Here is a 22,333-nt window from a genome sequence, read left to right as displayed (position 1 = left end):
GTTCCTACGCTCCGGGGGCGAAGCGGTACCCCATTCCGGACTCCGTCACCAGGAAGCGCGGGTGCGCGGGGTCGGGCTCGAGCTTCCGCCGCAGCTGGGCCATGTAGAGGCGCAGGTACCCGGAGTCGTTGCCGTGCGTCGGCCCCCAGACCTCGGTCAACAGCATCTCGCGGGTCATCAGCCGGTCGGGGTTCGTGACCAGGACCTCGAGCAGGCGCCACTCGGTGGGCGTCAGGCGGATCGCCGGACCCTCGGCCGGGGTGACCTGCTTCGCGACGAGGTCCACGAGCAGCGGTCCGATCGCGATCGTCGGGGTCTCCTCCGTCGCCACCACCCGGCGTCGTCCGAGAGCCCGCAGCCGGGCGAGGAGCTCGTCCATCTGGAACGGCTTCGTCACGTAGTCGTCGGCACCGGCGTCGAGCGCGTCGACCTTGTCCGACGAGTCGGTCCGGCCGGAGAGCACCAGGACGGGCACCTGCGACCAGGCCCGGACGCCCTCGAGCACCCCGATGCCGTCGAGTCGGGGCATGCCGAGGTCGAGGAGCACCAGGTCGGGGCGCTCGGTGATGACGGCGTCGATCGCTTCGCGCCCGTCCCGAGCCGTGACGACGTCGTACCCTCGCGCCGAGAGCGTCACCGACAGCGCACGGACGAGCTGCGCGTCGTCGTCAGCGATCAGGACCTTCATCGGATCTCCACTCCCACGTGCCCGGCGATCGGCAGCCGCACCACGACGGTGAGGCCACCGCCCGGGGTGTCGTCGACCTCGATCGTGCCGCCCATGCCCTCGGTGAACCCGCGTGCCAGAGCCAGGCCGAGCCCGAGGCCGGTCTCGTTGTCGGTGTCGCCGAGCCGCTGGAACGGCTGGAACACCTCGTCGCGGCGGTCCGCGGGGATCCCGGGGCCGTGGTCGGCGACGCGGAGTTCGACCACGCCGGCGAAGGCGCTGGCGGCGACCCGGACGTGGGTGCCATCCGGGGCGTACCGGGCGGCGTTGGCGAGCAGGTTCACGACGACGCGCTGCAGCAGGACGGGGTCGGCGAGCACCGGCGGCAGGTCGGCGGGCAGGTCGAGGTCGACGTCGTCGGGGCCGAGCTCGAGCTCGTCGAGTGCGGGGGCGACCACCGTCTCGAGTGCGATCGACGCCGGGGTGACCGCGAGGACACCGGCCTGCACGCGGCTGACGTCCAGCAGGTCTGCCAACAGCACCGCCAGCTGACCGAGGCTCTCGTCGGCGGTCGCGAGCAGCGCCTCCCGGTCGGGTCCGGACAGGTCGATGTCGGGCGCACGCAGCGTCTGCACGGCGGCGGAGGCCGCTGCGATCGGTCGGCGCACGTCGTGGCCGACGGCCGCGAGCAGTGCGCTGCGAACCCGGTCGGCGGCGGCGATGCGTTCAGCACCGACGGCCGTGCGGGTCAGCTCGCGGTGCTCGACGGCGGCGTCGAGCTGCTGCTCGACGACCCGCAGCAGGCGGCGCTGGGTCGGGTCGTCGGGTGCGCCGGCGAACTCGAGCACGGCGCCGGAAGCGAGCGTCGTCGACGCGTCCGGCGTCGCACCGAACTCGCCGGAGGTCGCCGGCACCTCGTCGCCCTGGCGGATCCGGACGCCGGCGAAGCCGAAGGCCTCACGGGTGCGGTCGAGCAGCGCCTGCAGGGCGTCGTCACCACGGAGCACACTGCCGGCGATGCCCATCAGGAGCCCGGACTCGGCCGAGGCCCGACGGGCGGCACGTGACCGGCGGGCGGACCGGTCGACCACGAAGCTGACCAGCACCGCGCTGATGACGTACATGACCAGCGCGAACAGGTGCCACGGCTGCTGAACCGTCACCATGTAGAGGGGTTGCACGAAGAAGTAGTCGAGACTCAGCCCGGACAGCACGGCCGCGAACACCGCCGGCCACATCCCGCCCACGAGCGCCACGACGAGCACGAGCAGCTGGTACGCCAGCACGTCGACGGTGATGGCGTCCGGGTCGCTGCCGATCGACAGCACCCAGGTGAGCAGCGGGCCGACCAGGACCGACAGCACGAACCCGGCGATCACGCGTCCGCGGGACAGACTGCCCCCGAGCTTCGGCAGGGTGATCCCGCCGCCGGCCCGCTCGTGCGTGACGACGTGCACGTCGATGTCGCCGGACTCCCGGATGACGGTGTTGCCGATGCCCGGACCGGTCATGGCGGCCGCGAGCCGGCTGCGGCGGCTGACCCCGATCACGATCTGGGTGGCGTCGATCGACCGTGCGAAGCGCACCAGGGTGCTCGGTACGTCGTCGCCGACGACCTGGTGGTACGTCCCACCGAGTTGCTCGAGCAGGGTCCGCTGCTTGCCGAGCGCGCCGGGGTGCCGCACGCGCAGGCCGTCGTTCGTGGTCACGTGGACGGCGGCGAGCTCGCCGCCGGCGCTGCGGGCGGCGATGCGGGCGCCGCGGCGCAGCAGGGTCTCGCCCTCGGGGCCGCCGGTCAGGGCGACGAGCACGCGCTCCCGGGTCTCCCAGCGGTGTTCGATGCCGTGCTCGGCGCGGTAGGCCTTGAGCGCGTCGTCGACCTCGTCCGCGAGCCAGAGCAGGGCGATCTCGCGCAGGGCGGTGAGGTTGCCGAGGCGGAAGTAGTTCGACAGCGCGGCGTCGATCCGGGCCGCCGGGTACACGAGCCCGTCGGAGAGCCGTTCGCGCAGCGCTGCCGGGGCCAGGTCGACGACCTCGATCTGGTCGGCCGCGCGCACCACGGCGTCGGGGACGGTCTCGCGCTGCACGGTGCCGGTGATCTCGCGGACCACGTCGCCGAGGGACTGCATGTGCTGCACGTTGACCGTCGAGATGACGTCGATGCCGGCGTCCCGCAGCGCCTCGACGTCCTGCCAGCGCTTCTCGTTCGGGCTGCCGGGGGCGTTCGTGTGGGCGAGTTCGTCGACGAGCGCGACCTCGGGTGCCCGGGCGATGACGGCGTCGAGGTCGAGGTCGTCCAGGTCGACGCCGCGGTGCGAGACGGTGCGGCGGGGCACCACCTCGAGCCCGTTCACCAGGGCCGCGGTGGCGGCGCGCTCGTGCGTCTCGACGACGGCGACGACCACGTCGCGACCCTCGTCGAGCAGCCGACGCCCCTCTTCGAGCATCGTGTAGGTCTTGCCGACACCGGGCGCTGCACCGAGCAGGACCCGCAGCTTCCCGCGCTTCACGTGCTCATCCTCTCGCGTGCGGGGGTCGGTCTCCGCAAAACACCGGTGTTCACCTGTCGCACCGCGGTCTGCGGGTGTTCGACGCGCGAGCACCGGTGTCTTGCGGAGGGGTCGCCCACGCTCAGGACGCCTTCGCCAGCGCCAGGTTCAGCGCGAGCACGTTCACCACGGGCTCACCGAGGAACCCGAGCTGCCGCGACTCGGTGTGCGACTGCACGAGCTGCCGCACGGTGGCGACGGACAACCCCCGTGCCGATGCCACGCGCGCCACCTGCTGGCGTGCGTACTCCGGGCTGATGTCCGGGTCGAGCCCCGAGCCCGAGGCGGTCACGGCGTCGGCCGGCACCTGTGCGGCGGGGACCCCGTCGGCCTTCGCCAGGGCGGTACGACGCTCCTCGACGGCCTTGAGCAGGTCGGCGTTGTTCGGCCCGAGGTTCGAGCCGGAGGACGCCCCCGCGTCGTAGCCGTCCCCGGCGGCGGACGGCCGCGACTGGAACCAGCGGTCGGCCTGCTTGCCGGTGAACGACTGCCCGATCAACGAGGAACCGACGACCTTGCCGGACGAGTCCGTGACCATCGAGCCGTTGGCCTGGTCGTGGAACGCCGCCTGGCCGACGCCCCAGACGGCGAGCGGGTACCCGACGCCGAGCACGACGGTGGCGACGAGGGTGAGGCGGATCGCCACACCGGCGGAACGGAAGGTGGAACGTGCAGATGCCATGACTAGAACCCCGGGATGAGACCGACCACGAGGTCGATCAGTTTGATGCCGATGAAGGGGACGACCACGCCGCCCAGCCCGTAGACGAGCAGGTTGCGGCCGAGGATCGACGACGCTGCGGCTGCGCGGTACTTGACGCCACGCAGGGACAGCGGGATGAGCGCCACGATGACGAGCGCGTTGAAGACGACCGCCGACAGGATCGCGGACGACGGGCTGTGCAGCCCCATGATGTTGAGCGCCGCGAGGCCCGGGAACGCGGCCTGGAACATCGCCGGGATGATCGCGAAGTACTTCGCGACGTCGTTGGCGATGGAGAAGGTGGTCAGGGCACCGCGGGTGATGAGCAGCTGCTTGCCGATGCGGACGACGTCGATGAGCTTGGTCGGGTCGGAGTCGAGGTCGACCATGTTGCCCGCCTCCTTCGCCGCCGTCGTACCGGTGTTCATCGCGACGCCGACGTCCGCCTGGGCCAGGGCCGGGGCGTCGTTGGTTCCGTCGCCGGTCATGGCGACGAGGTTGCCGCCCTCCTGCTCGCGCTTGATGTACGCGAGCTTGTCCTCCGGGGTGGCCTCGGCGAGGAAGTCGTCGACGCCGGCCTCGTGGGCGATGGCTGCCGCGGTGCGGGGGTTGTCACCGGTGATCATCACCGTGCGGATGCCCATCGACCGGAGCTCGGCGAACCGTGATGCCATGCCGTCCTTGACGACGTCCTTCAGGTGCACGACGCCGAGCAGCGTGACCGCACCGGTCGACGACCGACGGCCGACGACGAGCGGCGTGCCGCCCTGGTCGGAGATCTCCGCGACGGTCGCGTCGATGGCCGAAACAACACCGGCTTCGGTGGTGTCCGCCCATGCGAGGACAGCCGCAGCGGCGCCCTTCCGGATCTGCGATCCGTCGGGCAGGTCGAGACCGGACATGCGCGTCTGCGCCGTGAACGGCACCTCGACGGCCCCGTCCGGCAGGCCCACGGCGGCGCCGTCCTCGCGCGCCAGGTCGACGATCGAGCGACCTTCCGGGGTGCTGTCCGCGGCACTCGACAGCGCTGCAGCTTCGAGCAGGTCGGCGGTCGTCACGCCCGGCACGGGCACCACGCGGGATGCCCGGCGGTTGCCGTAGGTGATCGTGCCGGTCTTGTCGAGCAGCAGCGTCGTGATGTCACCGGCGGCCTCGACCGCGCGGCCCGACATCGCGAGCACGTTGTGCTGCACGAGTCGGTCCATGCCTGCGATGCCGATCGCGGAGAGCAGGGCCCCGATGGTGGTCGGGATGAGGCAGACGAGCAGGGCGATGAGCACCGGCACGCTGACCGTCGCACCGACGAGCCCCGCGATGGGCTGCATCGTCAGGCAGACGATCACGAAGACGATCGACAGCGAGGCGAGCAGGATGTTCAGCGCGATCTCGTTCGGCGTCTTCTGCCGTGCCGCACCCTCGACCAGACGGATCATCCGGTCGATGAAGGTCTCGCCCGGGGTCGAGGTGATGCGCACCACGATCCGGTCGGACAGCACGCGGGTGCCGCCGGTGACGGCGCTGCGGTCGCCGCCGGACTCGCGGATGACCGGTGCCGACTCACCCGTGACGGCCGACTCGTCGACCGACGCGATGCCGTCGATGACGTCACCGTCGCCCGGGATGACCTCGCCCGCGACGACCAGGACCACGTCGCCCTTGGCCAGGTCGACGGAAGCGACCTCCTCGGTCGCGTTGCCGGTCGCGGCCGCGTCGGACGTCGCGTACCCGAGCACCCGGCGGGCACTCGTGGTCGAGCGGGTCTTCCGCAGGGTGTCGGCCTGGGCCTTGCCGCGGCCCTCGGCCACCGACTCCGCCAGGTTGGCGAAGACGACGGTGAGCCAGAGCCAGACGGCGATGGCGATCGTGAAGGCGGACGGCTCGACGACGGCGGCTGCCGTCGTCAGCGCCGCGCCGACCTCGACGATGAACATGACGGGGTTCCGCCACATGAGTCGCGGATCGAGTTTCCGCAGGGCGCCCGGGAGGCCCGCCACCAGCTGGCGGGGTCCGAATGCGGACGAGCGGATGGCCGGCCTGGAGGCGGTGGTCGCCTCGTGCTCGGAGGTCACGGTGGTCATGACAGTCCTTCTGCGAGCGGACCCAGTGCGAGCACCGGGAAGTAGGTGAGTGCGGTGACGATGACGGCGACGCCGCCGAGCAGCACGATGAAGAGCGGGCGGTGGGTGGGCAGGGTGCCGGCGGTCTCCGGCACCCGGTCCTGCGCCGCGAGGGATCCGGCGAGCGCCAGGACGAACACCATCGGCACGAAGCGGCCGAGCAGCATCACGACGCCGAGCGAGGAGTTCATCCACGTGGTGTTCGCGGTGAGTCCGCCGAAGGCCGAGCCGTTGTTGTTCGCGCCCGAGGTGAAGGCGTAGAGCAGCTCGGTCAGCCCGTGGTTGCCGGGGTTGAAGATCGACGTCCCGAGCACCTGTTCGCGGACCCCGGGGATCACGAGCGAGAGCCCGGTGGCCAGGAGCACGAGCGTCGGCGTGACGAGGATGTACAGCGCCGCGAAGGTCATCTCCTTGGCGCGGATCTTCTTGCCGAGGTACTCCGGGGTTCGGCCGACGAGCAGGCCGCCGATGAACACCGTGATGACGGCGAGCACGAGCATGCCGTACAGGCCGGAGCCGACGCCGCCGGGGGTGACCTCGCCGAGCATCATGTTGACGAGCGCCATCATCCCGCCGATCGGGGTGTAGCTGTCGTGCATCGCGTTGACGGCGCCGGTGGACGTCGAGGTGGTCGCGGTCGAGAAGAGCGTCGAACCGAGGATGCCGAAGCGGCTCTCCTTGCCCTCCATCGCGGCCCCGGCGGCGTGTGTGGCGATCCCGCCGCCGCCGAGCTCGGCGATCGACATGACCGACAGCGAGACGAGGAAGATCGCGCCCATCACGGCGAGGATCGCGTAGCCCTGGCGGTCGTCCCCGACGAGCCGCCCGAACGTGCGCGGGAGCGAGAACGGGATGACGAGCATGAGGAAGATCTCGACGAGGTTCGTCCACGCCTGCGGGTTCTCGAACGGGTGCGCCGAGTTCGCGTTGAAGTAGCCGCCACCGTTCGTGCCGAGTTCCTTGATCGCCTCCTGCGAGGCGACGAACCCGCCGGGGATGTGCTGCGTGCCACCGATGAGCGTGGTGACGTCGGTGCCGCTCCCCCACGACTGGACGACCCCGCCGGCGACGAGCACGATCGCGAAGACGAACGCCCCGGGCAGCAGCAGCCGGCCGAGCCCGCGGACGATGTCCACCCACACGTTGCCGAGGGTGCCGGACTTGCGACGGGCGAACCCGCGCACCAGCGCCACGGCGACCGCCAGGCCGACGGCTGCGGACAGGAAGTTCTGCACCGCGAGGCCGGCCATCTGCACGGTGTAGCCGAGGGTGGCCTCGGGCGAGTACGACTGCCAGTTCGTGTTCGACACGAACGACGCCGCGGTGTTGAACGCGAGCGAGGGTCCGACACCGGGCAGTCCGAGGTCGCCGGGCAGGACGACCTGGATGCGCTGCAGCAGGTAGACGAGCAGGAGCCCGGCGACGCTGAAGAGCAGCACGCCGCGCAGGTACACGGGCCAGGACTGCTCGGCGTCCGGGTCGACGCCGATCAGCCGGTAGACCCCGCGCTCGACCCGGTTGTGCCGGACGGGTGTGAAGACCTTCGCCATCCAGTCGCCGAGCGGGCGGTACGCGACGACGAGCAGCAGGACGAGGGTGGCTACCTGGGCGATGCCCGCCCAGAGGTCCGCGGCGCCCACTAGAAGCGCTCCGGACGCACGAGCGCCCAGACGAGGTACACGACAGCGGCGATGCCGAGGACGGCGGCCGCGATGGTGATGCCGATCACAGCCGTTCCACCCCCTTGGCGATCAGTGCCACCACGCCGAACACGGCGAGGACACCGGCGACGACGAACACGTCGAACACGAGGGACTCCAGAAGGTCTGCGGTGTCCGCGCCGGGTGACGCGGACCGGCACCACTTGTGGTGCCGAACCGATGCTGGATCCTGCGCCGGGCCTCCAGGCCGCTCCTAACGGATCCCTGACGCCGCCCTGGCGGACGCATGCACGCTCCTAACGCCTGTGGAGAGCGCTCGATCCCGTGACGCGGATCCTGGTAGGGTTTCAGCATCACGATCGGCCCGCTCGCCTCACGGCTCGGGCCGATTTTCTTGTCTCGGGGGGCGCATGGAGTACGTGAAACCGTGGCTCTCGATCGGTGAGCAGATCGAGAAGCTGGCTTCCAAGGGAGTCCGCATCGGTGATCGGGGCGTCGCGGGATCGGTACTGCGCGAAGTCGGCTACTACCGCCTCACCGGATACCTCTATCCCTTCCGTGAATCCTCGTTCGAGATCGACGACGACGGCCGTCGGCACATCGAGGTCCAGGACCGGTACCGAGCAGGGACGGAGTTCGCAGCAGCCGGACACCGGAGCGTTCACTGCACCTCGGCCCGACCCACCGGATGGCTCCAGCGCACACACGGCGTGGCTGCAGCGAGTGCGAGACCGACAGGATTCCTCTGACGAACAGTTCGTCGCACACTTCCGAACCGAGTACGACGACCGGATGCCCATCTGGGCACTCACCGAAATCCTCGAACTGGGACACCTCGCTCGGCTGTACGGCGGTCTCCGGAACGACGTCGCCACCCGGATCGCCCGAGAGTTCGGCGTCCCGACCAAGAAGACGATGCTGAGCTGGCTCGCCTCGGTCAACTACGTCCGGAACGTCGCAGCACACCATGCGCGTCTGTTCAACCGGAAGTTGGTCGTGGTCCCGAAACGGCCGAGGTCCGGTGCGGTACCGCTCCTCGCACATCTCTCGGGAACCGATGCCCCGAAGCAGTTCGGTGTCTACAACACCTTGGCGGTGATGGCCTACCTGCTCAGGTCGGTCCCGTCCGACCACTACTGGGCCGAGCGCGTGGCCGCTCTCCTCGGGGCCTTCCCGAGCAACGAACACCTCGATCTCTCGTCGATGGGTGTCGGCGGCGGTTGGCTGGACCACGCGCTCTGGACAGGTCCCCACTGATCACGCTGGGCGACGCGTGCCGACCGTGCGCAACCGGTCAGCGAGGTCTGCCACGGCCTCGACGAGCTCCTCCGGACCCGCGACGACGAAGTCGACCGCAAATCCTGACACCACGCCCGCGAGCCCGTCCCACGACCACGATCCGAGGGTGACGCGGGCCCGGTCGTCCTCGAGCTGCTCGACCACGGCGTCCTCGGGCAGGTACGGCGCGATCCGCCGCGCATCGCCCGCCGTCGTGGTCACCGACCCGGTGCACGGCCACACGTCGTCGACCGCCGCCCCCTTGAACCGCGCGGACACGAACGCGGCCGCATCGCCACCGGGGATCGGTCGCGGCGTGAAGGGGACGCGGGTGCGCATCCGCGGCGTGATCCGGTCGATGCGGTGCGTGCGCCAGTCGTCGCGGTCGGCATCCCAGTCGAGCAGGTACCAGCGACCGTTCCGGGCGACGACGGCGTGCGGTTCCACCCGGTGCGGAGTCTCGTCCTCTCCGTACCCGAAGCGGAAGACCTCGTGCAGGTGGACGGCCTCGCTCACCGCCACCAGGACCTCCGGGTCGGTGGTGGTCCGGCTCGTCGCGGTCACGGCCTGCACCGCGTCGACCCGGGACCGCAGCCGCGCGGGCATCACCTGCCGGACGGTCGCCAGGGCGCGGGCCGCCGACTCGGCGACGTCCGCCCCCGATGCCGGTGCCACGGCGAGCGCCAGGGCGATCGCCACCGCCTGGTCGTCGTCGAAGAGCAGCGGGGGCAGGTCGGAGCCGGCCTCGAGCCGGTAGCCGCCGGCCGGGCCACGGAGCGCCTCCACCCGGTACCCGAGCCCGCGGAGTCGGTCGACGTCGCGGCGGACCGTTCGGGGACTGACCTCGAGCCGACCGGCGAGCTCGTCGCCCGGCCAGTCGCGGTGCACCTGGAGCAGGGAGAGCAGCGCGAGCATCCGTGCGGAGGGTCCGGCCATGGCGTCCATCTTCGTCCGAGAAGCGGACATGATCTGACCGCATTGCCCGAGATCCTCGTCCCATGAGCATCGAAACGACAACCCACCTCAACTTCGACGGCGACGCCCGCGCGGCGCTCGACTTCTACGCATCGGTCTTCGGCGGCGAGGTCACCGCCGCCACCTACGGCCAGATGGGCGCCCTGGACGACCCGGCCTGGGCGGACCGCATCGTCTTCGGGCAGGTCTCCACGCCCGCCGGCTTCCGTGTCATGGCCTTCGACGTCTGGCCCGGGCAGCCCTACGACCAGGGGTCGAACGCCTTCTACGTGTTCGTGCACGGCGACGACACGGCCGAGATCGAGCGGTACTGGGCGGCACTGTCCGAGGGCGCCGAAGTACGGCAGCCCCTGGAACCCTCGGCCTGGGCACCGTTGGCCGGGCAGCTGCGCGACCGCTTCGGCGTGGTCTGGCAGCTCGACGTCGCGGCCCCGACCGAGTGACGCGGCGGTGCGGCCCGGATGGTCCCGCCCCGCACCGACGCTCGGACGTTTGTGAACCACTTCCCCACGGAATCCGGCCGCCGATAGCGTGCTGGCATGCCCGAGTTCCGCCCGATGCCCGGTTACGAGCTCGGCCACGGATGGGTGGCCGCCCGCCGACGCCGCTCCCGGTTCGGCAGCGTGTGGCGCTGGATCGGGCCGCCGGTCGCACTCGTCGCCGTCGTCGCTGCCGCGCTGCTGTTCCACTGGTACGCGGGCGTGGCCGACCAGGTCGAGTGGGAGTGCGCGGTGTCCACCTGCGGCACGAGCGACCCGCGGTCCTTCGCGCCGGAGGGGTGCTGGGCGCTCCTCGTGCTCGCCGGTCTCGGCACCGTCCGGGTCCCCGGGCGGTGGTGGTGGACGGGCGCGCTCCTGCTCGGGTTCGCGCTCGTCGCCGCGTGGTCGATCGACTGGTGGCGGATGCCCGGCATCGACCTCGGGCTGTTCGTGACGCCGATCGGAGCCGGGAGCCTGGGCGTCGTCCTCCTGCTCGCCCGGATCGGGATGGCCGTCGACCGTGTGCGCGGGCGAGCCCACACCGCCCGTCGGCGGGCCGAACAGGACAGTCCGCGGGACGTGGGCGAGCGCTGACCCGGTCGGAGGATCAGCCCGAGCGGCTCCAGGTGCTGACCGTCACGGTCGCGGTCACGCTCGTCGGCGCGAACACCTGCTCCGCCGAGACGTGGTGGTGGCTCGGCCCCATGTGCACGACGTCGTGGACGTCCTCCGCCGACAGCTCCATGGACCACATCAGGTCCTCGGAGGACCGCAGCGCGAACGACGGCGTCAGGGAGTCGTGCAGTCGGCGCTCCTTCTCCGGGTCCACGCTGATCGTCGCCTCGGCGAGCTCCGCCAGGTGGCCGGTCCGCGGGGTCACCACCACGAGCACGCCGTCGGCGTGCAGGACGCGGGCGTACTCGGTCTGGTTGCGGGGTGCGAAGACGTCGAGCAGGACGGCGGCAGCGCCGTCGACGACCGGGAGGCGCTCGGTCACGTCACCGACGACGGCCCCCGCGCGCTCGTGGGCGCGTGCCGCACGCCGGATCGCGACGGCCGACAGGTCGAGCGCGACCCCGAGCCTCCCGTCCGCCGCGCGCAGCGCACGCGCCAGGTAGGTCCCCGGGCCGGAACCGACGTCGAGGACGATGCCGGGCGCGGTCGTGTCCGCGACGATTACGGCGAGCGCCCGCTCGACGGGCGCGTAGTGGCCGCGCCCCAGGAACCGCAGCCGCGCGTCCACCATCTCCGGGGTGTCCGCGGTGAGCGCACGCCGCTTCGCGGGCAGGAGCGTCAGGTGGCCCTGCTTCGCCTCGTCGAACCGGTGCCCGTTCGGGCAGCCGACCTGGCCGCCGTCGACGCGACCGAGCAGCGCGGCGCACACGGGGCAGGCGAGCATCGGCAGCAGGTCGTCACGCACCGGCCCAGCGTACGGGGCTGGCTCACCCTGACCGGATGTCGCTGCCTGCGCGGCAGTACGGTCAGGACATGGCAGTCATCGAACAGGCAACGCTCCGTCCGTCCAAGGCCGAGGCGCTCGCCGCCTGGCTCCCCGACCAGACGTGGAGCGGCGTCGTCGCGGGAGCGCCGATCCGGGTCATCGGGCAGTTCCGGTTCGACGACCCCGCCGGCGAGGTCGGCGTCGAGGTCCTCCTCGTCCGCACCGATGACGGCCGGGTCCTGCAGGCGCCACTGACCTACCGGGACGCACCACTGCCCGGCGCCGATGCGTTCCTGGTCACCGAGATGGACCACTCCGTGCTCGGGCGACGGTGGGTGTACGACGCGGTGGGCGATGCCGTGCACGCCGACGTCCTGCGCCGGGCGATCGTCACCGGCGGGCACGAAGCCTCGCTCGAGATGGCCAACGGCGCCGGGCAGCGGCCGAAGGACGCCTGGGCCAGCGGGAGCGGCTCCGAACCCGACTCCCCCAGCGTCACCTCGGTGCGAGCGACCACTGCGGACGCCCTGACGTCGATCGCGACCGACCACGGCACGATCGTCGTCGCTCGGGTCGTCGGTACGGCTCTGCCCGAGGGCGAGACGCTGACCGGGACGTGGACGGACGGCTCCGAGGTGCTCGCCGTCCTGCTGCCCGAACGCGCCTGAGGTACTGGCAGGGCCTGCCTGTGCCGGGGACCGGCTGGCAGGATCGACGACGTGAAGACACTGGAGTTGCCACAGACAGACCTCACCGCCTCCGACGTCGTCGTCGGACTGATGCGGATCAACGACATGAGCGACGAGGGCATCCGTTCGCTCTACAGCGCCTCGCGCGATGCGGGCGTGAACATGTTCGACCACGCCGCGGTCTACGGCGAGTGGCACGGCTGCGAGGAGCGGCTCGGCGCCGCCGTCACGCTGACGCCCGCGGAACGCGCCGAGATCGTGCTGCAGACCAAGGTCGGCATCCGGCCGACGCCGAAGGGCGCGTACTTCGACTTCTCGTACGAGCACATCCTCGAGTCCGTGCACGAGTCGCTCGAGGCACTGCAGACCGAGTACGTCGACGTGCTGCTGCTGCACCGCCCCGACGCCCTGGTCGAGCCGGAAGAGGTCGCGAAGGCATTCGACGAGCTGCACGCCGCCGGCAAGGTGCACCACTTCGGCGTCTCGAACCACACCCCCGGCCAGGTCGACCTGCTCAAGAAGCACGTCCGCCAGCCGCTCGCGTTCAACCAGGTGCAGCTGAGCATCACGCACGCCAACGTGATCTCGCAGGGCCTGACCGCGAACATGGGCGGCCTCGAGCAGTCGGTCGACCGCGACAACGACATCCTCAACTACTCGCGCATCAACGACATCACGCTGCAGGCCTGGTCGCCGTTCCAGAAGGGCTTCTTCGACGGCGTCTTCCTGGGCGACCGTGAGCAGTACGCCGAGCTGAACGACGTGCTCGAGGAGGTCGCCGCCGCGCACGGAGTCACCCCGACCGGCATCGCGGTCGCGTGGATCACCCGCCACCCCGCGCACTTCCAGGTCGTCCTCGGCACGACGAACCCGCAGCGCGTGCGGGACTCGGCCGCCGGCTCGGACGTCGAGCTGTCGCGCGAGGAGTGGTACCGGATCTTCACCGCGGCCGGACACACCGTTCCCTGAACCGGGACCGCCCGGTCAGGTCGGGCAGGGTGGGATCGTGCTCAACGACCTCGCCCTGCCTGTCCGCCTGACCACACGCTCCGGCGAGGTGACGCTGCGGGACGCGGTGGACGAGGACCTCGATGCGCTCATGGCACTGTTGTCCGACGACCCGATCAGCGCTGCACGTGGTGACGTCGCCGCGCCGGAGGACCGACCGCGGTACGCCGAGGCACTCCGATCGATCGTGGACGACCCGGCGAACGCGCTGCTCGTCGCCGAGGACGCCGACGGGCGGCTCGTCGGGACGCTGCAACTCACCCGGATCCCCGGGATGGCTCGTCGTGGTGCCACCCGACTGCTCGTCGAGGCGGTGCGGGTCAGCAGTGCACGCCGATCTGCCGGCATCGGGAGTGCGCTGATGCGCTGGGTCACCGACGTCGCGGCGCCGGCCCTCGGGACCCCGCTCGTGCAACTCACGTCGGACGCTGCACGGACCGATGCGCACCGGTTCTACGAGCGTCTCGGCTTCACCGGCTCGCACGTCGGGTTCAAGTACCGGGTCCCCGACCCTTCGGCGCGCTGACGTTCTTTCCCAGAACGCGTGCGATGCAAGGTGCTTTCGGGCGTACCTGGTCGAAATTTCCGACCAGGTATGCGCGATTCGACCAGGTATGCCCGATTCGACCAGGTACGCCCGATTCGACCAGGCGCGCTAGTCGTCGGAGGCGGAACCAGCAGACCTCGGCGTCGGAACGTTCACGTCGACCGGGGACACCCCGGCGGGATCGGCGGAGGCACCACCCACGACGTCGAACGAGATCCCGAGCATCGCCGGGTCCTCGTCGAGTTCGAGCCCGTCCTGACGGACCTGGTCCTCCGGGATTGCACGGCCACCGGACGGGTCCCACGAGTTCGCGATCGACATGCGCACGAGCATGCCCGAGCCGCTTGGCAATCGCCCAAGAATCCCCGGAGGACCCCCGGAACGGTCAGAGGTCGTCCGGGTGCAGCCGTTCGCCGGCGTGCGGACGCCGGAACACCGGGCCGCCGCCGGCCTCGTCCTCGTCGTGGTGGCTGACGGGCGAGACGCTCGGGTCGGCGGAATCGTCGCCGACGTCGGCGCCGCGGTCCTCCTCCACCTTGAGCTCGGACTCGTCACTGCCGTCCACGGGGATGGACCGGCCCTGCTGTTCGGGATCGAACGGTGCGCTCATCGACATGGGGCGAGCATGCTCCCGCTCGGTGCACGCGCGGTCAGCGTTGTCCGTCGGCCGCGATGAGTTCGAGCTGCGTCAGCGCCAGGTCGGTGCCGGCGGTGAACGTGAACGACGAACCCCCGCCGATGATGCGGAACACCCGGGTCTGGCCGGCCCACGTGAACTCGGCGCCGTCGACCGCGGTGACGGTGCCGTCGAGGCCGACCTGCCACGAGTACGACCCTGGCGATGCCACCGTCACCGTGTACAGCGAAGCGGTGGCGCACGACACGTCGAACGAGACGGACTCCCCGGCGGCGAGCGCCGTGACGGTGCGGCCGGTGTCGTCGGTGAGCGCCGAGGCGCCGACGGGCAGGACGTCCACCGGGGCGTCCCGGTAGCCGTGGACCTCGGAGGCCGACACCGGCCGGGTGTCCGATGCCCAGCCCTGCGGTTCGTCGGACAGGGTGAACTCGATCCGCGACGCGGCCACGACCACGCTGTGCGGGATGCTGACCGAGGTCCAGGGCGAGCCGTCGACCGTCACCGACGCCACGTACCGGCCTGCGGAGCCGGCGGCGATCTCGATGACCGTCTCCGTTCCTCTCCCCACCGGCACAGCCTGCCCGCCGCTGGCGCGTCGGTCAGGATCCGGCGGCGTGGGCCCAGGCTGTCGCAGCACCGTCCTGCGGACCGACGGCGGCACGAGCACGTAGGTGCCGGTCGACGGCGCCAGCGGGTACAGGCCGATGGTGGCGAAGACGTACCAGGCGCTCATCTCGCCGTTGTCCTCGTCGCCGGGGTATCCCTGGCCGAGGTCGGACCCGACGAACAGGCGCTCGAGCGATTCGCGGACGATGCGGTGCGCGTCGTCGTGGCGCCCGGTGAACATCGGGAAGAACGGGATGTGGTGCGCCGGCTGGTTCGACAGCCCCAGCATGCCCATCCGGACGTCGCGGGCCTCGGTCATCTCGTGGATCGGGAACCCGTACGACCCGGAGCGTGCGAGGGCGCCGGTCTCGGGGGTCGCGAAGAAGGCGTCGAGGGCGGCGTCGAAGCGCTCCGGTCCGCCGTGCAGGTCGACGATGCCGGCGCCGTCGTGCGGCGCCGTGAACGCGGTGCCCCACGCGTTCGTCTCGGTGTAGTCGTCGCCCCAGTCGCGCGGGTCGAACTCGGTGCCGACCCGCCACGAGCCGTCCGGGTCGCGGCCGATGAAGAACCCGCGCTCGGAGTCGAAGACGTGCCGGTACTGCAGGGACCGGCGGGCGAACCACTCGGCCTCGGCCTCGTACCGGGACAGGTCGGCGGGCGTCCGCGCACGCGATGCGAGCAGGCCCGCCATGACGGCCAGACCCCAGTCGTTGATGGCCGCGTCCAGGGTCCACGACATCCCCTCGTGGGTCGCCGTGTCGACGTGGCCGCGGAAGGCGCCCGGGAGGCTCCCCTTGCGTCCGACGCGCTCGTCCCGCGGCGGGACGGTCGCGTTCCGCACCGCGCTCCGGTACGCCTCGGCCAGGTCGAAGCCACGCACGCCCTTCACGGCCAGGTCGGCGAAGACGGTGTCGCTCGTGGTGCCGGTCATGCAGTCCTCGGCGCCGGGCGCACTCCAGCGCGGGGTCCACCCGCCGTCGTGGTGGTGCTCGACGAAGCCCTGGGCCAGCTCGCCCGCGGTGTCGGGGGTCAGGAGTCCGAGGAGCGGCCAGGCGGTGCGGTAGGTGTCCCAGAAGCCGTTCGTGGTGGTGAACGGGCCGTCGAGGATCTCCGGCCCGGGCTCGTCGCGGATCGGTTCCGCCAGCACGTCGCCGTACGGGGAGCGGTGCCGCGGGGTGCCGGTCAGCGCGGTCTCGCCGGCACGGTTCGGGTAGAGGAACAGCCGGTACAGACCCGAGTACAGGCTCGTCAGCTGGTCGGGGGTCGCACCGTCGAAGGACAGCGTCGCGAGCTTCTCGGTCCACAGCGCCTCGGCACGGGAGCGCATCGCGTCGAAGGAGCCGGCGGCGTCGAGGTTCGCGCGGGCGTCCTCGATCGAGACGGTCGAGATGCCGAGCAGGACGTCGACCGGGCCGTCCACATCCCCGGCCTGGCCCACGGACAGCCAGCCGCGCAGCTCGTGCTCGCCGATCGTGGTGTGGTCGGCGATGACCCCGGCGACCCGCAGGTGCACGTGGTGCGGCGGGGTGCCGGGGCGGTCGTCGAGCAGAGCTTCGACCACGGCGGTGCCGTCGGTGACCGTCACGGAGACGTCGGACACCCGGCCGTGGTGGTCGAGCACGACGCTGCGGGTACCGGTGAACCGGAACCCGAGGGCGAACTCCCCTGCGGTCAGCTCGGCCGTCACACCGTGGTCGAGCGCGACCCGGTAGCGGTGCGGGCCGTCCTGCTCGTCCTCGTGGTCGAACCCGAGCGCGCGGGCGGCCCGGTCGACGTCGGGGGTGTCGAGCGGCGAGGGCATCACCTGGAACACCCCGCGGTCGCCCATCCACGGCGACGGGATGTGGCTCGTCGCGAAGGCCTGGATCGCCGGACGGAGTCGTCCCTGGTCGTCGAGCCGGTCGTGCTCCTGGTAGGCGTACGGCCAGCGGTTGCTCGAGGCGTCCGTCATCGGCAGCCCGAACACGCCGCCGTGCGGGACGCCGACGAGCGGCGCGTTGTTGCCGCGGGAGAACCGGGACGACGCCTGGGTGCCGCGGGTCGTCCGGACGTGGCCGAGCGCGGTCGTCGGGGTCGGGCGCGCGGGACCGATCCGGACGGCGTCGAGCCAGCCGCGCAGTGCCGGACGCTCGCCGTCGGTGACCGCAGCCGACGTGTCGGAGCCGAGCCGGGCCTCCAGGCGGTCGACGACCAGCCCCGCGAACGGCGTGAGGTCGACCGCGCGACGGTTCCACTGGTCCGCCCACTGCTTGCGTGCGGTGTCCTGCGCGCCCGGGGTGACCACGTCGCCGTACTGGTCGCGGGCCCCCGCGTGCTCACGCAGCCGCGAGCCGTCGGTGAAGACGACGTCGACGGCGAAGGCCGTGGCGTCCCAGAAGTGCGGCAGGTCCGCTTCCGACGGCTCCGTCGCCCCGTCGGGAAGGGTCCGCTCGGGGAACCAGACCCAGGACAGCTCGTCGCCGGGGGCGATGGTGCGTCCGGTGAGGCCGGGGACGATCGCCTCGGCCACCGACGCGCCCGCTGGTCGTTCGACGAGCCAGCCCGCGGCAGAACCGAAGCCGACACCGTTCCGAGCGGCCACGGCCGTCGTCGGACCACCGCTCCGTTGCAGTTCTCGCACCGTGCGAGCCTATTTGCTCCAGGAACTGGACGAAAACCCCGGCGTGTCAGTCCCTGTTCTGCCCGGGGGCGCTGCCGGACTTGCCGGGGCCGGCACCGGGGCCCTTGTCCGACGAGGTGTCGACCGCGCCGGTGCCGTCCTGGGGCGCCTGCACCGGGTTCGAGGCGGGGGTGCTCGGCTCCGGGCCGACGGGCGGGTCCTGCGTGGGCTGCTCCGGCTCGGTCGGTTCGCTCGGCTGCTCGCTGGGCTCCTCGGCCGGCTGCGACGGCTGCTGCTCCTGGGACGGCTGCTGCTCCGCCGGCTCGCTCGGCTGCTGTTCCTGCCCCGGGTCCTCGGTCGGTTGCTGCTCCGTCGGAGCCGTCGAGGTGGTGTCCGTCGGAGCCGGCGTGCCGTCACCGTCACCGTTCAGGGCGAACACGGCCACACCGATGCCGATGAGCACCAGGACGATCACGATGATCGCGGCGATGAGGGGCCCGCGCTTCTTCTTCGCCGGCTGGTCCTCCGGCTGGTCGCCCCGGACCGGGCGGGGCGCGACCGGCGGCGGGGTCGGCCCGCTCGGACCCGATGCACCGCGGCCGTTCGCCTGGGCGCCGAGGACGGTCGTCGAGACGTCGTCAGCGGCGTTCGGACGGTGGGTGTCGAGGACGCGCGTGGCGTCGTCACCCGGCTGCGCGCCGCCGTTCGGTAGTTCGCTCGCCGGCATCGCCCGCGTCCGGTCGTCGGCGTTCGCCGCTGCGGCGGCGCCGACTGCGGCACCAGCCGCGCCGGCGGCCGCGGCCGTCACCGCACCGGGCGCACCGGGCAGGAGCTGCGTGGCGTTGGTGGGCTCGTCGCGGCCCAGGGCACGCAGGCGCTCGGCTGCCTCGGCGGCGGTCGGGCGCTCCGCCGGGTCCTGCGCCGTCATCACGTGCAGGAGGGTCCGCCAGGCCGTCGGCAGCTGGCGGTCGATCTCGGGCGAGCGGGTGAGCCGGGCGGTGGCGGACTCGACGGCGCTGCCCGGGAACGGCTGGCGGCCGGTCAGGCACTCCAGCAGCACGAGTCCGAGCGAGTAGACGTCGGCCTTGCCGGTGATCTCCTGCGCCAGGACCTGCTCCGGTGCCAGGTACGCGGCCGTGCCCATCACGGTGCCCGTCCCCGTCACGCGCGAGGCGTCGCGGAGCAGGGCGATCCCGAAGTCGGCGAGCTTCACGTGCCGGCCGTCGCTCTCGAGCAGCACGTTCGCGGGCTTCACGTCACGGTGGACGATCCCCTGCGCGTGCACGGCAGCCAGGCCGTCGGCGACCTGCGCACCCAGGCGGGCGGCGGTCGCGGGGTCGAGCGGCCCCTCGCGCAGACGCGTCGCCAGGTCGCTGCCCGGCACGAGTTCCATGACGAGGTACGAGTCGCCGTCGACGTCGTCGAGGGCGGCGTCGTAGAGCGTGACGAGCTCGGGGGCACGGAGTGTCGCGAGGGTCTGGATCTCCGCCTCGGCGCGGGCGCGCTCACCGCGGTCGACGGGGCCGATGCGGAACACCTTGACCGCGACCTCGCGACCGAGTTGCTCGTCGACCGCCCGGTACACGGACGCCATGCCACCGTGTCCGAGCGTGCCCGTGACGCGGTACCTGCCGCCGAAGACCCGTTCTTCCATGCCCGGCAACCTACCGGTCGCGGCTGACGGCGCTCTGCCGGAGCGCGGCGGCGCGGCGCGGGCGGGCCCGGGCGGCCCGGGCGGCCGTCGAGTGAGCAGAAGATGTCGGGTCGCTCTCGGCCACCCGACTTCTTCTGCTCAGTGGATGACGCGGTCGACGTCCGGCGCGGGCTCGGCACCGTGGTGGATCGCCGTCAGGTACAACCGGTGCGCCGTGATCACGAGCGCGAGCCACGCCAGCCCGAGCGCCCACGCCGCCAGCACGTCGGTGAGCCAGTGGTGCCCGAGGAACACGCGCGACGCACCGACCGACAGCACGAAGAAGGTGCCCACGACGATCGTCAGCACCCGGGTGACGACGCGCGACTGCCGCAGGAGCAGCAGGTACACGATGGTGCCCACGATCACCGTGGAGTTGAGCGTGTGCCCCGACGGGAACGACGGCGACGTCTCGTACGGCGGCACCGCGTCGGACAGCGGCGGACGCGCCCGACCGATCAGGTCCTTGCCCGCGATCGTCATGAGCAGCGAACCACCGCTCGCGGCGACGAGGAGCACCAGTGGCGTCCACGCACGCCGCTGGATCGTGAAGCCGACCAGGAACCCGAGCGCGACGATCGGCATCCCGATCGTGCCCGCGATGTCGGTCCACCAGGTGACGACCGTGTCGGCCGTTGGTGATCGGAGCGTGAGGGCCCAGTCGAGGACGGGCCGGTCGAGCACCGCGACGTCGTCGGCTTCACGGACGGCGTCGTAGACCTCGGAGGCGATCCACGTGGCGAGGACGGCGACACCGAGACCCACGGCGAGGGTCAGCAGCAGCACGGGCATGGCACCGAAGCGCTTGCCGAGTGCGGTCCACGCACCGGCGACACCGCGGCCGACCCGGGAGCGCCAGCGGGTCAGGTCGACTTCGCCGACGGTGCGGTCGGCGGCGTCCCCGCGTTCGGTGTGCATCCGTCCACCCTGCCCGAAGCCGCCGGGAGCCGTCCCGGCAGCGTCAGTCCTTCGCCTCCGAGTACGCCCCCACCACCGCGACCGACAGCGGGAACGTCACCGGGAAGTCCTGGAACAGCAGCCGTCCGGCGTCGACGGCGGCCTCCCGGATCTGCTGTGCCACCCAGTCCGCATGCTCCGCCGGGGCGTGCACCACGATCTCGTCGTGCACGAAGAACACCAGGTGCGGCCCGTCCGTCACGGCACCGGGGAACCGCGCGAGGAGCCGCGATCGCAGGGACCCCATCCACGCGAGCGCCCACTCCGCCGCGGTCCCCTGCACCACGAAGTTCCGGGTGAACCGCCCCCAGCTCCGGGCGCGGGACTCGACGGCACGCTGCATGGCCGGGGTCCCCTCGACCGTGTAGGCCTGGTTCCGGGCCTCGAACCACGAGTCCTCGGGCACCGGTGACGTCCGCCCGAGCAGCGTCGTCACCGGTTCGCCGCGCTCCCCCGCACGGGCCGCGCGCTCCACCATGTCGAGCGCCTGCGGGAACGCCCGGACCAGGCGCGGCACGAGCCGACCGCCCTCGCCCTGGGTCGCCCCGTACATCGCGCCGAGCATCGCCACCTTGGCCTGCTGCCGGGTCTCGACCGCGCCCGAGGCCACCACGCCGTCGTACAGGTCGCGTCCGTCGCCGGCCGCGGCCATCGCCCGGTCGCCGGACATCGCGGCGAGCACCCGGGGCTCCAGCTGTGCGGCGTCGGCCACGACGAGCTTCCACCCGGGGTCGGCGATGACGGCTCCGCGGATGCCCTTCGGCAGCTGCATCGCTCCCCCGCCGTCGGCCGCCCAACGACCGGTGACGACACCGCCGACGACGTACTTCGGGTGGAACCGGCCGTCGCGGATCCAGTCGTCGAGCCACGTCCAGCCGTTGGCGGTGAGCAGTCGCGCCAGGCGCTTGTACTCGAGCAGCGGCTCGATGACGGGGTGCTCGATCTCCTGCAGCTCCCACTTCCGGGTACTGGTGACCATCAGGCCGACGCGGCGGAGCGCCTTCAGCACGTCGGCGGGCGAGTCCGGGTTGAGACCGGGATCGTCGAGGCGTTCCCGCACGACGGCGGCGATCTCCTCGAGCCGTCGCGGCCGCACGCCGTAGAGCACGCGCGGCCCGAGGGCGTCCTCGAGCAGGCGCTCGTGCACGTCGGCCCGCCACGGCAGCCCGGCGTGCAGCATCTCGGCCGCCACGAGCGCACCGGCTGACTCCGCGGTGAGCAGCAGGCGCAGGGCGCCGGGCGCGCTCGACCCCGCAACGGCGGCGAGCTGCGCGCGGAACTCTGCCACCGGGTCGACCTCGTCGTCGGGCACGGCGGCGGTGAACAACGCGTCGTCGAAGAGCTGGGCCTGCGTCGGGCGGACCACGCGGGCTTCGGCGACCGGGGCGTCCAGGCCGTCGGCCGGCGCAGCGGCGAGCACGGATCCCCGAGCAGCGAGCGCGGCCCGCAGCACCCGACGACCGAGGCGCAGGTCGACGCAGCGACCGACCCGACCCCCGGCGGCGAGCACGGCCGGGTACCAGCGCGCGGTGTCGTCCCACACCCAGCGCACGCCCGGTGCGTCGTGGACCGCGACGAAGGCCGGGAGGCCCGGCTCGTCCAGGCGGACCGGCTCACCCCCGGCGGTCCCCGCGTCGGTCAGGGGCGTCGCGAGGACGCCGCCGTCGACGCGGCGGAGGACGAGGTGCACGACACGATCATGCCGTGCCCCACCGACCCCGGCGGAC

General features: G+C 72.0%; 20 protein-coding genes. 6 read left to right on the top strand and 14 right to left on the bottom strand.

From position 1 onward, the window contains the following. Positions 1–4: 4 nt before the first annotated feature. The 6 genes from BIU95_RS01740 to BIU95_RS01715 all read right to left on the bottom strand — a co-directional run bounded on the left by BIU95_RS01740 (position 5) and on the right by BIU95_RS01715 (position 7,765). Positions 5–688 (bottom strand): response regulator, encoded by a 684-nt coding sequence (locus tag BIU95_RS01740; protein WP_017887945.1) that lies wholly within the window; start codon positions 686–688, stop codon positions 5–7. Then, a complete protein-coding gene (locus BIU95_RS01735; RefSeq protein WP_017887944.1) occupies positions 685–3,177 on the bottom strand; it encodes an ATP-binding protein in 2,493 nt (830 codons plus the stop codon). Before BIU95_RS01735 ends, BIU95_RS01740 begins: the two co-directional genes overlap by 4 nt. A 121-nt stretch (positions 3,178–3,298) precedes the next feature. Continuing rightward, complete coding sequence (gene kdpC / locus BIU95_RS01730) at positions 3,299–3,898, bottom strand: K(+)-transporting ATPase subunit C (RefSeq protein WP_017887943.1); 600 nt, start codon at positions 3,896–3,898, stop codon at positions 3,299–3,301. Between the two features lie 2 nt (positions 3,899–3,900). Then, positions 3,901–5,997 carry a potassium-transporting ATPase subunit KdpB gene (kdpB, locus tag BIU95_RS01725; RefSeq protein WP_071250081.1) on the bottom strand — a complete coding sequence of 699 codons (2,097 nt, stop codon included), beginning with the start codon at positions 5,995–5,997 and terminating at the stop codon, positions 3,901–3,903. Then, positions 5,994–7,676: a potassium-transporting ATPase subunit KdpA gene (kdpA, locus tag BIU95_RS01720; protein WP_071250079.1), complete on the bottom strand. Its 1,683-nt coding sequence runs from the start codon at positions 7,674–7,676 to the stop codon at positions 5,994–5,996. The genes kdpB and kdpA overlap by 4 nt, the downstream gene beginning before the upstream one ends. Continuing rightward, entirely contained in the window at positions 7,676–7,765 is a 90-nt protein-coding gene (locus tag BIU95_RS01715) for a potassium-transporting ATPase subunit F (protein ID WP_017887940.1), read from the bottom strand. Before BIU95_RS01715 ends, kdpA begins: the two co-directional genes overlap by 1 nt. A 373-nt stretch (positions 7,766–8,138) precedes the next feature. On the opposite strand from BIU95_RS01715, the gene BIU95_RS19010 reads away from it, so the two are divergent. Beyond that, entirely contained in the window at positions 8,139–8,954 is an 816-nt protein-coding gene (locus tag BIU95_RS19010) for an Abi family protein (RefSeq protein WP_368086284.1), read from the top strand. Here the strand turns inward: BIU95_RS19010 and BIU95_RS01705 are convergent, their stop codons facing one another. Then, positions 8,955–9,911: a YafY family protein gene (locus BIU95_RS01705; RefSeq protein WP_071250077.1), complete on the bottom strand. Its 957-nt coding sequence runs from the start codon at positions 9,909–9,911 to the stop codon at positions 8,955–8,957. It lies immediately after the preceding gene. Between the two features lie 62 nt (positions 9,912–9,973). Between BIU95_RS01705 and BIU95_RS01700 the strand changes: the two genes are divergently transcribed. Both BIU95_RS01700 and BIU95_RS01695 read left to right on the top strand, forming a co-directional pair. Beyond that, positions 9,974–10,393, top strand: a complete 420-nt coding sequence (locus BIU95_RS01700; RefSeq protein WP_071250075.1) for a VOC family protein — start codon at positions 9,974–9,976, stop codon at positions 10,391–10,393. A gap of 96 nt (positions 10,394–10,489) precedes the next feature. Beyond that, positions 10,490–11,023: a hypothetical protein gene (locus BIU95_RS01695; RefSeq protein ID WP_017887936.1), complete on the top strand. Its 534-nt coding sequence runs from the start codon at positions 10,490–10,492 to the stop codon at positions 11,021–11,023. 13 nt (positions 11,024–11,036) lie between these two features. Here BIU95_RS01695 and BIU95_RS01690 read toward each other — a convergent pair whose 3' ends face one another. Beyond that, positions 11,037–11,849, bottom strand: a complete 813-nt coding sequence (locus tag BIU95_RS01690; protein WP_083389173.1) for a putative RNA methyltransferase — start codon at positions 11,847–11,849, stop codon at positions 11,037–11,039. Between the two features lie 68 nt (positions 11,850–11,917). On the opposite strand from BIU95_RS01690, the gene BIU95_RS01685 reads away from it, so the two are divergent. From BIU95_RS01685 to BIU95_RS01675, 3 genes are read left to right on the top strand one after another with little or no spacing between them, the layout of a single operon-like run. Then, entirely contained in the window at positions 11,918–12,538 is a 621-nt protein-coding gene (locus BIU95_RS01685; RefSeq protein ID WP_071250073.1) for a hypothetical protein, read from the top strand. A gap of 51 nt (positions 12,539–12,589) precedes the next feature. Then, entirely contained in the window at positions 12,590–13,528 is a 939-nt protein-coding gene (locus tag BIU95_RS01680; protein ID WP_139179592.1) for an aldo/keto reductase family oxidoreductase, read from the top strand. 37 nt (positions 13,529–13,565) lie between these two features. Then, positions 13,566–14,093, top strand: coding sequence for a GNAT family N-acetyltransferase (locus tag BIU95_RS01675; RefSeq protein ID WP_071250071.1), 528 nt, complete (start codon positions 13,566–13,568; stop codon positions 14,091–14,093). Positions 14,094–14,222: 129 nt separating this feature from the next. Here BIU95_RS01675 and BIU95_RS01670 read toward each other — a convergent pair whose 3' ends face one another. The 6 genes from BIU95_RS01670 to BIU95_RS01645 all read right to left on the bottom strand — a co-directional run bounded on the left by BIU95_RS01670 (position 14,223) and on the right by BIU95_RS01645 (position 22,296). Further along, a complete protein-coding gene (locus BIU95_RS01670) occupies positions 14,223–14,435 on the bottom strand; it encodes a hypothetical protein (RefSeq protein WP_139179591.1) in 213 nt (70 codons plus the stop codon). Between the two features lie 64 nt (positions 14,436–14,499). Continuing rightward, positions 14,500–14,730: a hypothetical protein gene (locus tag BIU95_RS01665; protein WP_071250069.1), complete on the bottom strand. Its 231-nt coding sequence runs from the start codon at positions 14,728–14,730 to the stop codon at positions 14,500–14,502. A 34-nt stretch (positions 14,731–14,764) separates the two neighbouring features. Beyond that, positions 14,765–17,977 carry a GH92 family glycosyl hydrolase gene (locus BIU95_RS01660; protein WP_254783240.1) on the bottom strand — a complete coding sequence of 1,071 codons (3,213 nt, stop codon included), beginning with the start codon at positions 17,975–17,977 and terminating at the stop codon, positions 14,765–14,767. A 46-nt stretch (positions 17,978–18,023) separates the two neighbouring features. Continuing rightward, positions 18,024–19,610 (bottom strand): serine/threonine-protein kinase, encoded by a 1,587-nt coding sequence (locus tag BIU95_RS01655; protein WP_071250065.1) that lies wholly within the window; start codon positions 19,608–19,610, stop codon positions 18,024–18,026. Positions 19,611–19,748: 138 nt separating this feature from the next. Further along, positions 19,749–20,567: a phosphatase PAP2 family protein gene (locus tag BIU95_RS01650; RefSeq protein ID WP_042537567.1), complete on the bottom strand. Its 819-nt coding sequence runs from the start codon at positions 20,565–20,567 to the stop codon at positions 19,749–19,751. 43 nt (positions 20,568–20,610) lie between these two features. Further along, entirely contained in the window at positions 20,611–22,296 is a 1,686-nt protein-coding gene (locus BIU95_RS01645) for a bifunctional 3'-5' exonuclease/DNA polymerase (protein ID WP_071250063.1), read from the bottom strand. Positions 22,297–22,333: the final 37 nt, after the last annotated feature.

This window comes from Curtobacterium sp. MCBA15_007 (genome assembly GCF_001864905.1).
GTDB classification, from domain to species: Bacteria; Actinomycetota; Actinomycetes; order Actinomycetales; family Microbacteriaceae; genus Curtobacterium; species Curtobacterium poinsettiae.
This window is presented reverse-complemented; position numbering and strand designations above follow the sequence as displayed.

Excerpts from the sequence above, each read along its gene's own strand:
- BIU95_RS01740 (WP_017887945.1), bottom strand. The coding sequence starts at position 688 with ATGAAGGTCCTGATCGCTGACGACGACGCGCAGCTCGTCCGTGCGCTG.
- kdpC (WP_017887943.1), bottom strand. The coding sequence starts at position 3,898 with ATGGCATCTGCACGTTCCACCTTCCGTTCCGCCGGTGTGGCGATCCGC.
- kdpB (WP_071250081.1), bottom strand. The coding sequence starts at position 5,997 with ATGACCACCGTGACCTCCGAGCACGAGGCGACCACCGCCTCCAGGCCG.
- BIU95_RS01705 (WP_071250077.1), bottom strand. The coding sequence starts at position 9,911 with ATGGCCGGACCCTCCGCACGGATGCTCGCGCTGCTCTCCCTGCTCCAG.
- BIU95_RS01700 (WP_071250075.1), top strand. The coding sequence starts at position 9,974 with ATGAGCATCGAAACGACAACCCACCTCAACTTCGACGGCGACGCCCGC.
- BIU95_RS01695 (WP_017887936.1), top strand. The coding sequence starts at position 10,490 with ATGCCCGAGTTCCGCCCGATGCCCGGTTACGAGCTCGGCCACGGATGG.
- BIU95_RS01685 (WP_071250073.1), top strand. The coding sequence starts at position 11,918 with ATGGCAGTCATCGAACAGGCAACGCTCCGTCCGTCCAAGGCCGAGGCG.
- BIU95_RS01670 (WP_139179591.1), bottom strand. The coding sequence starts at position 14,435 with ATGTCGATCGCGAACTCGTGGGACCCGTCCGGTGGCCGTGCAATCCCG.
- BIU95_RS01665 (WP_071250069.1), bottom strand. The coding sequence starts at position 14,730 with ATGTCGATGAGCGCACCGTTCGATCCCGAACAGCAGGGCCGGTCCATC.
- BIU95_RS01655 (WP_071250065.1), bottom strand. The coding sequence starts at position 19,610 with ATGGAAGAACGGGTCTTCGGCGGCAGGTACCGCGTCACGGGCACGCTC.
- BIU95_RS01650 (WP_042537567.1), bottom strand. The coding sequence starts at position 20,567 with ATGCACACCGAACGCGGGGACGCCGCCGACCGCACCGTCGGCGAAGTC.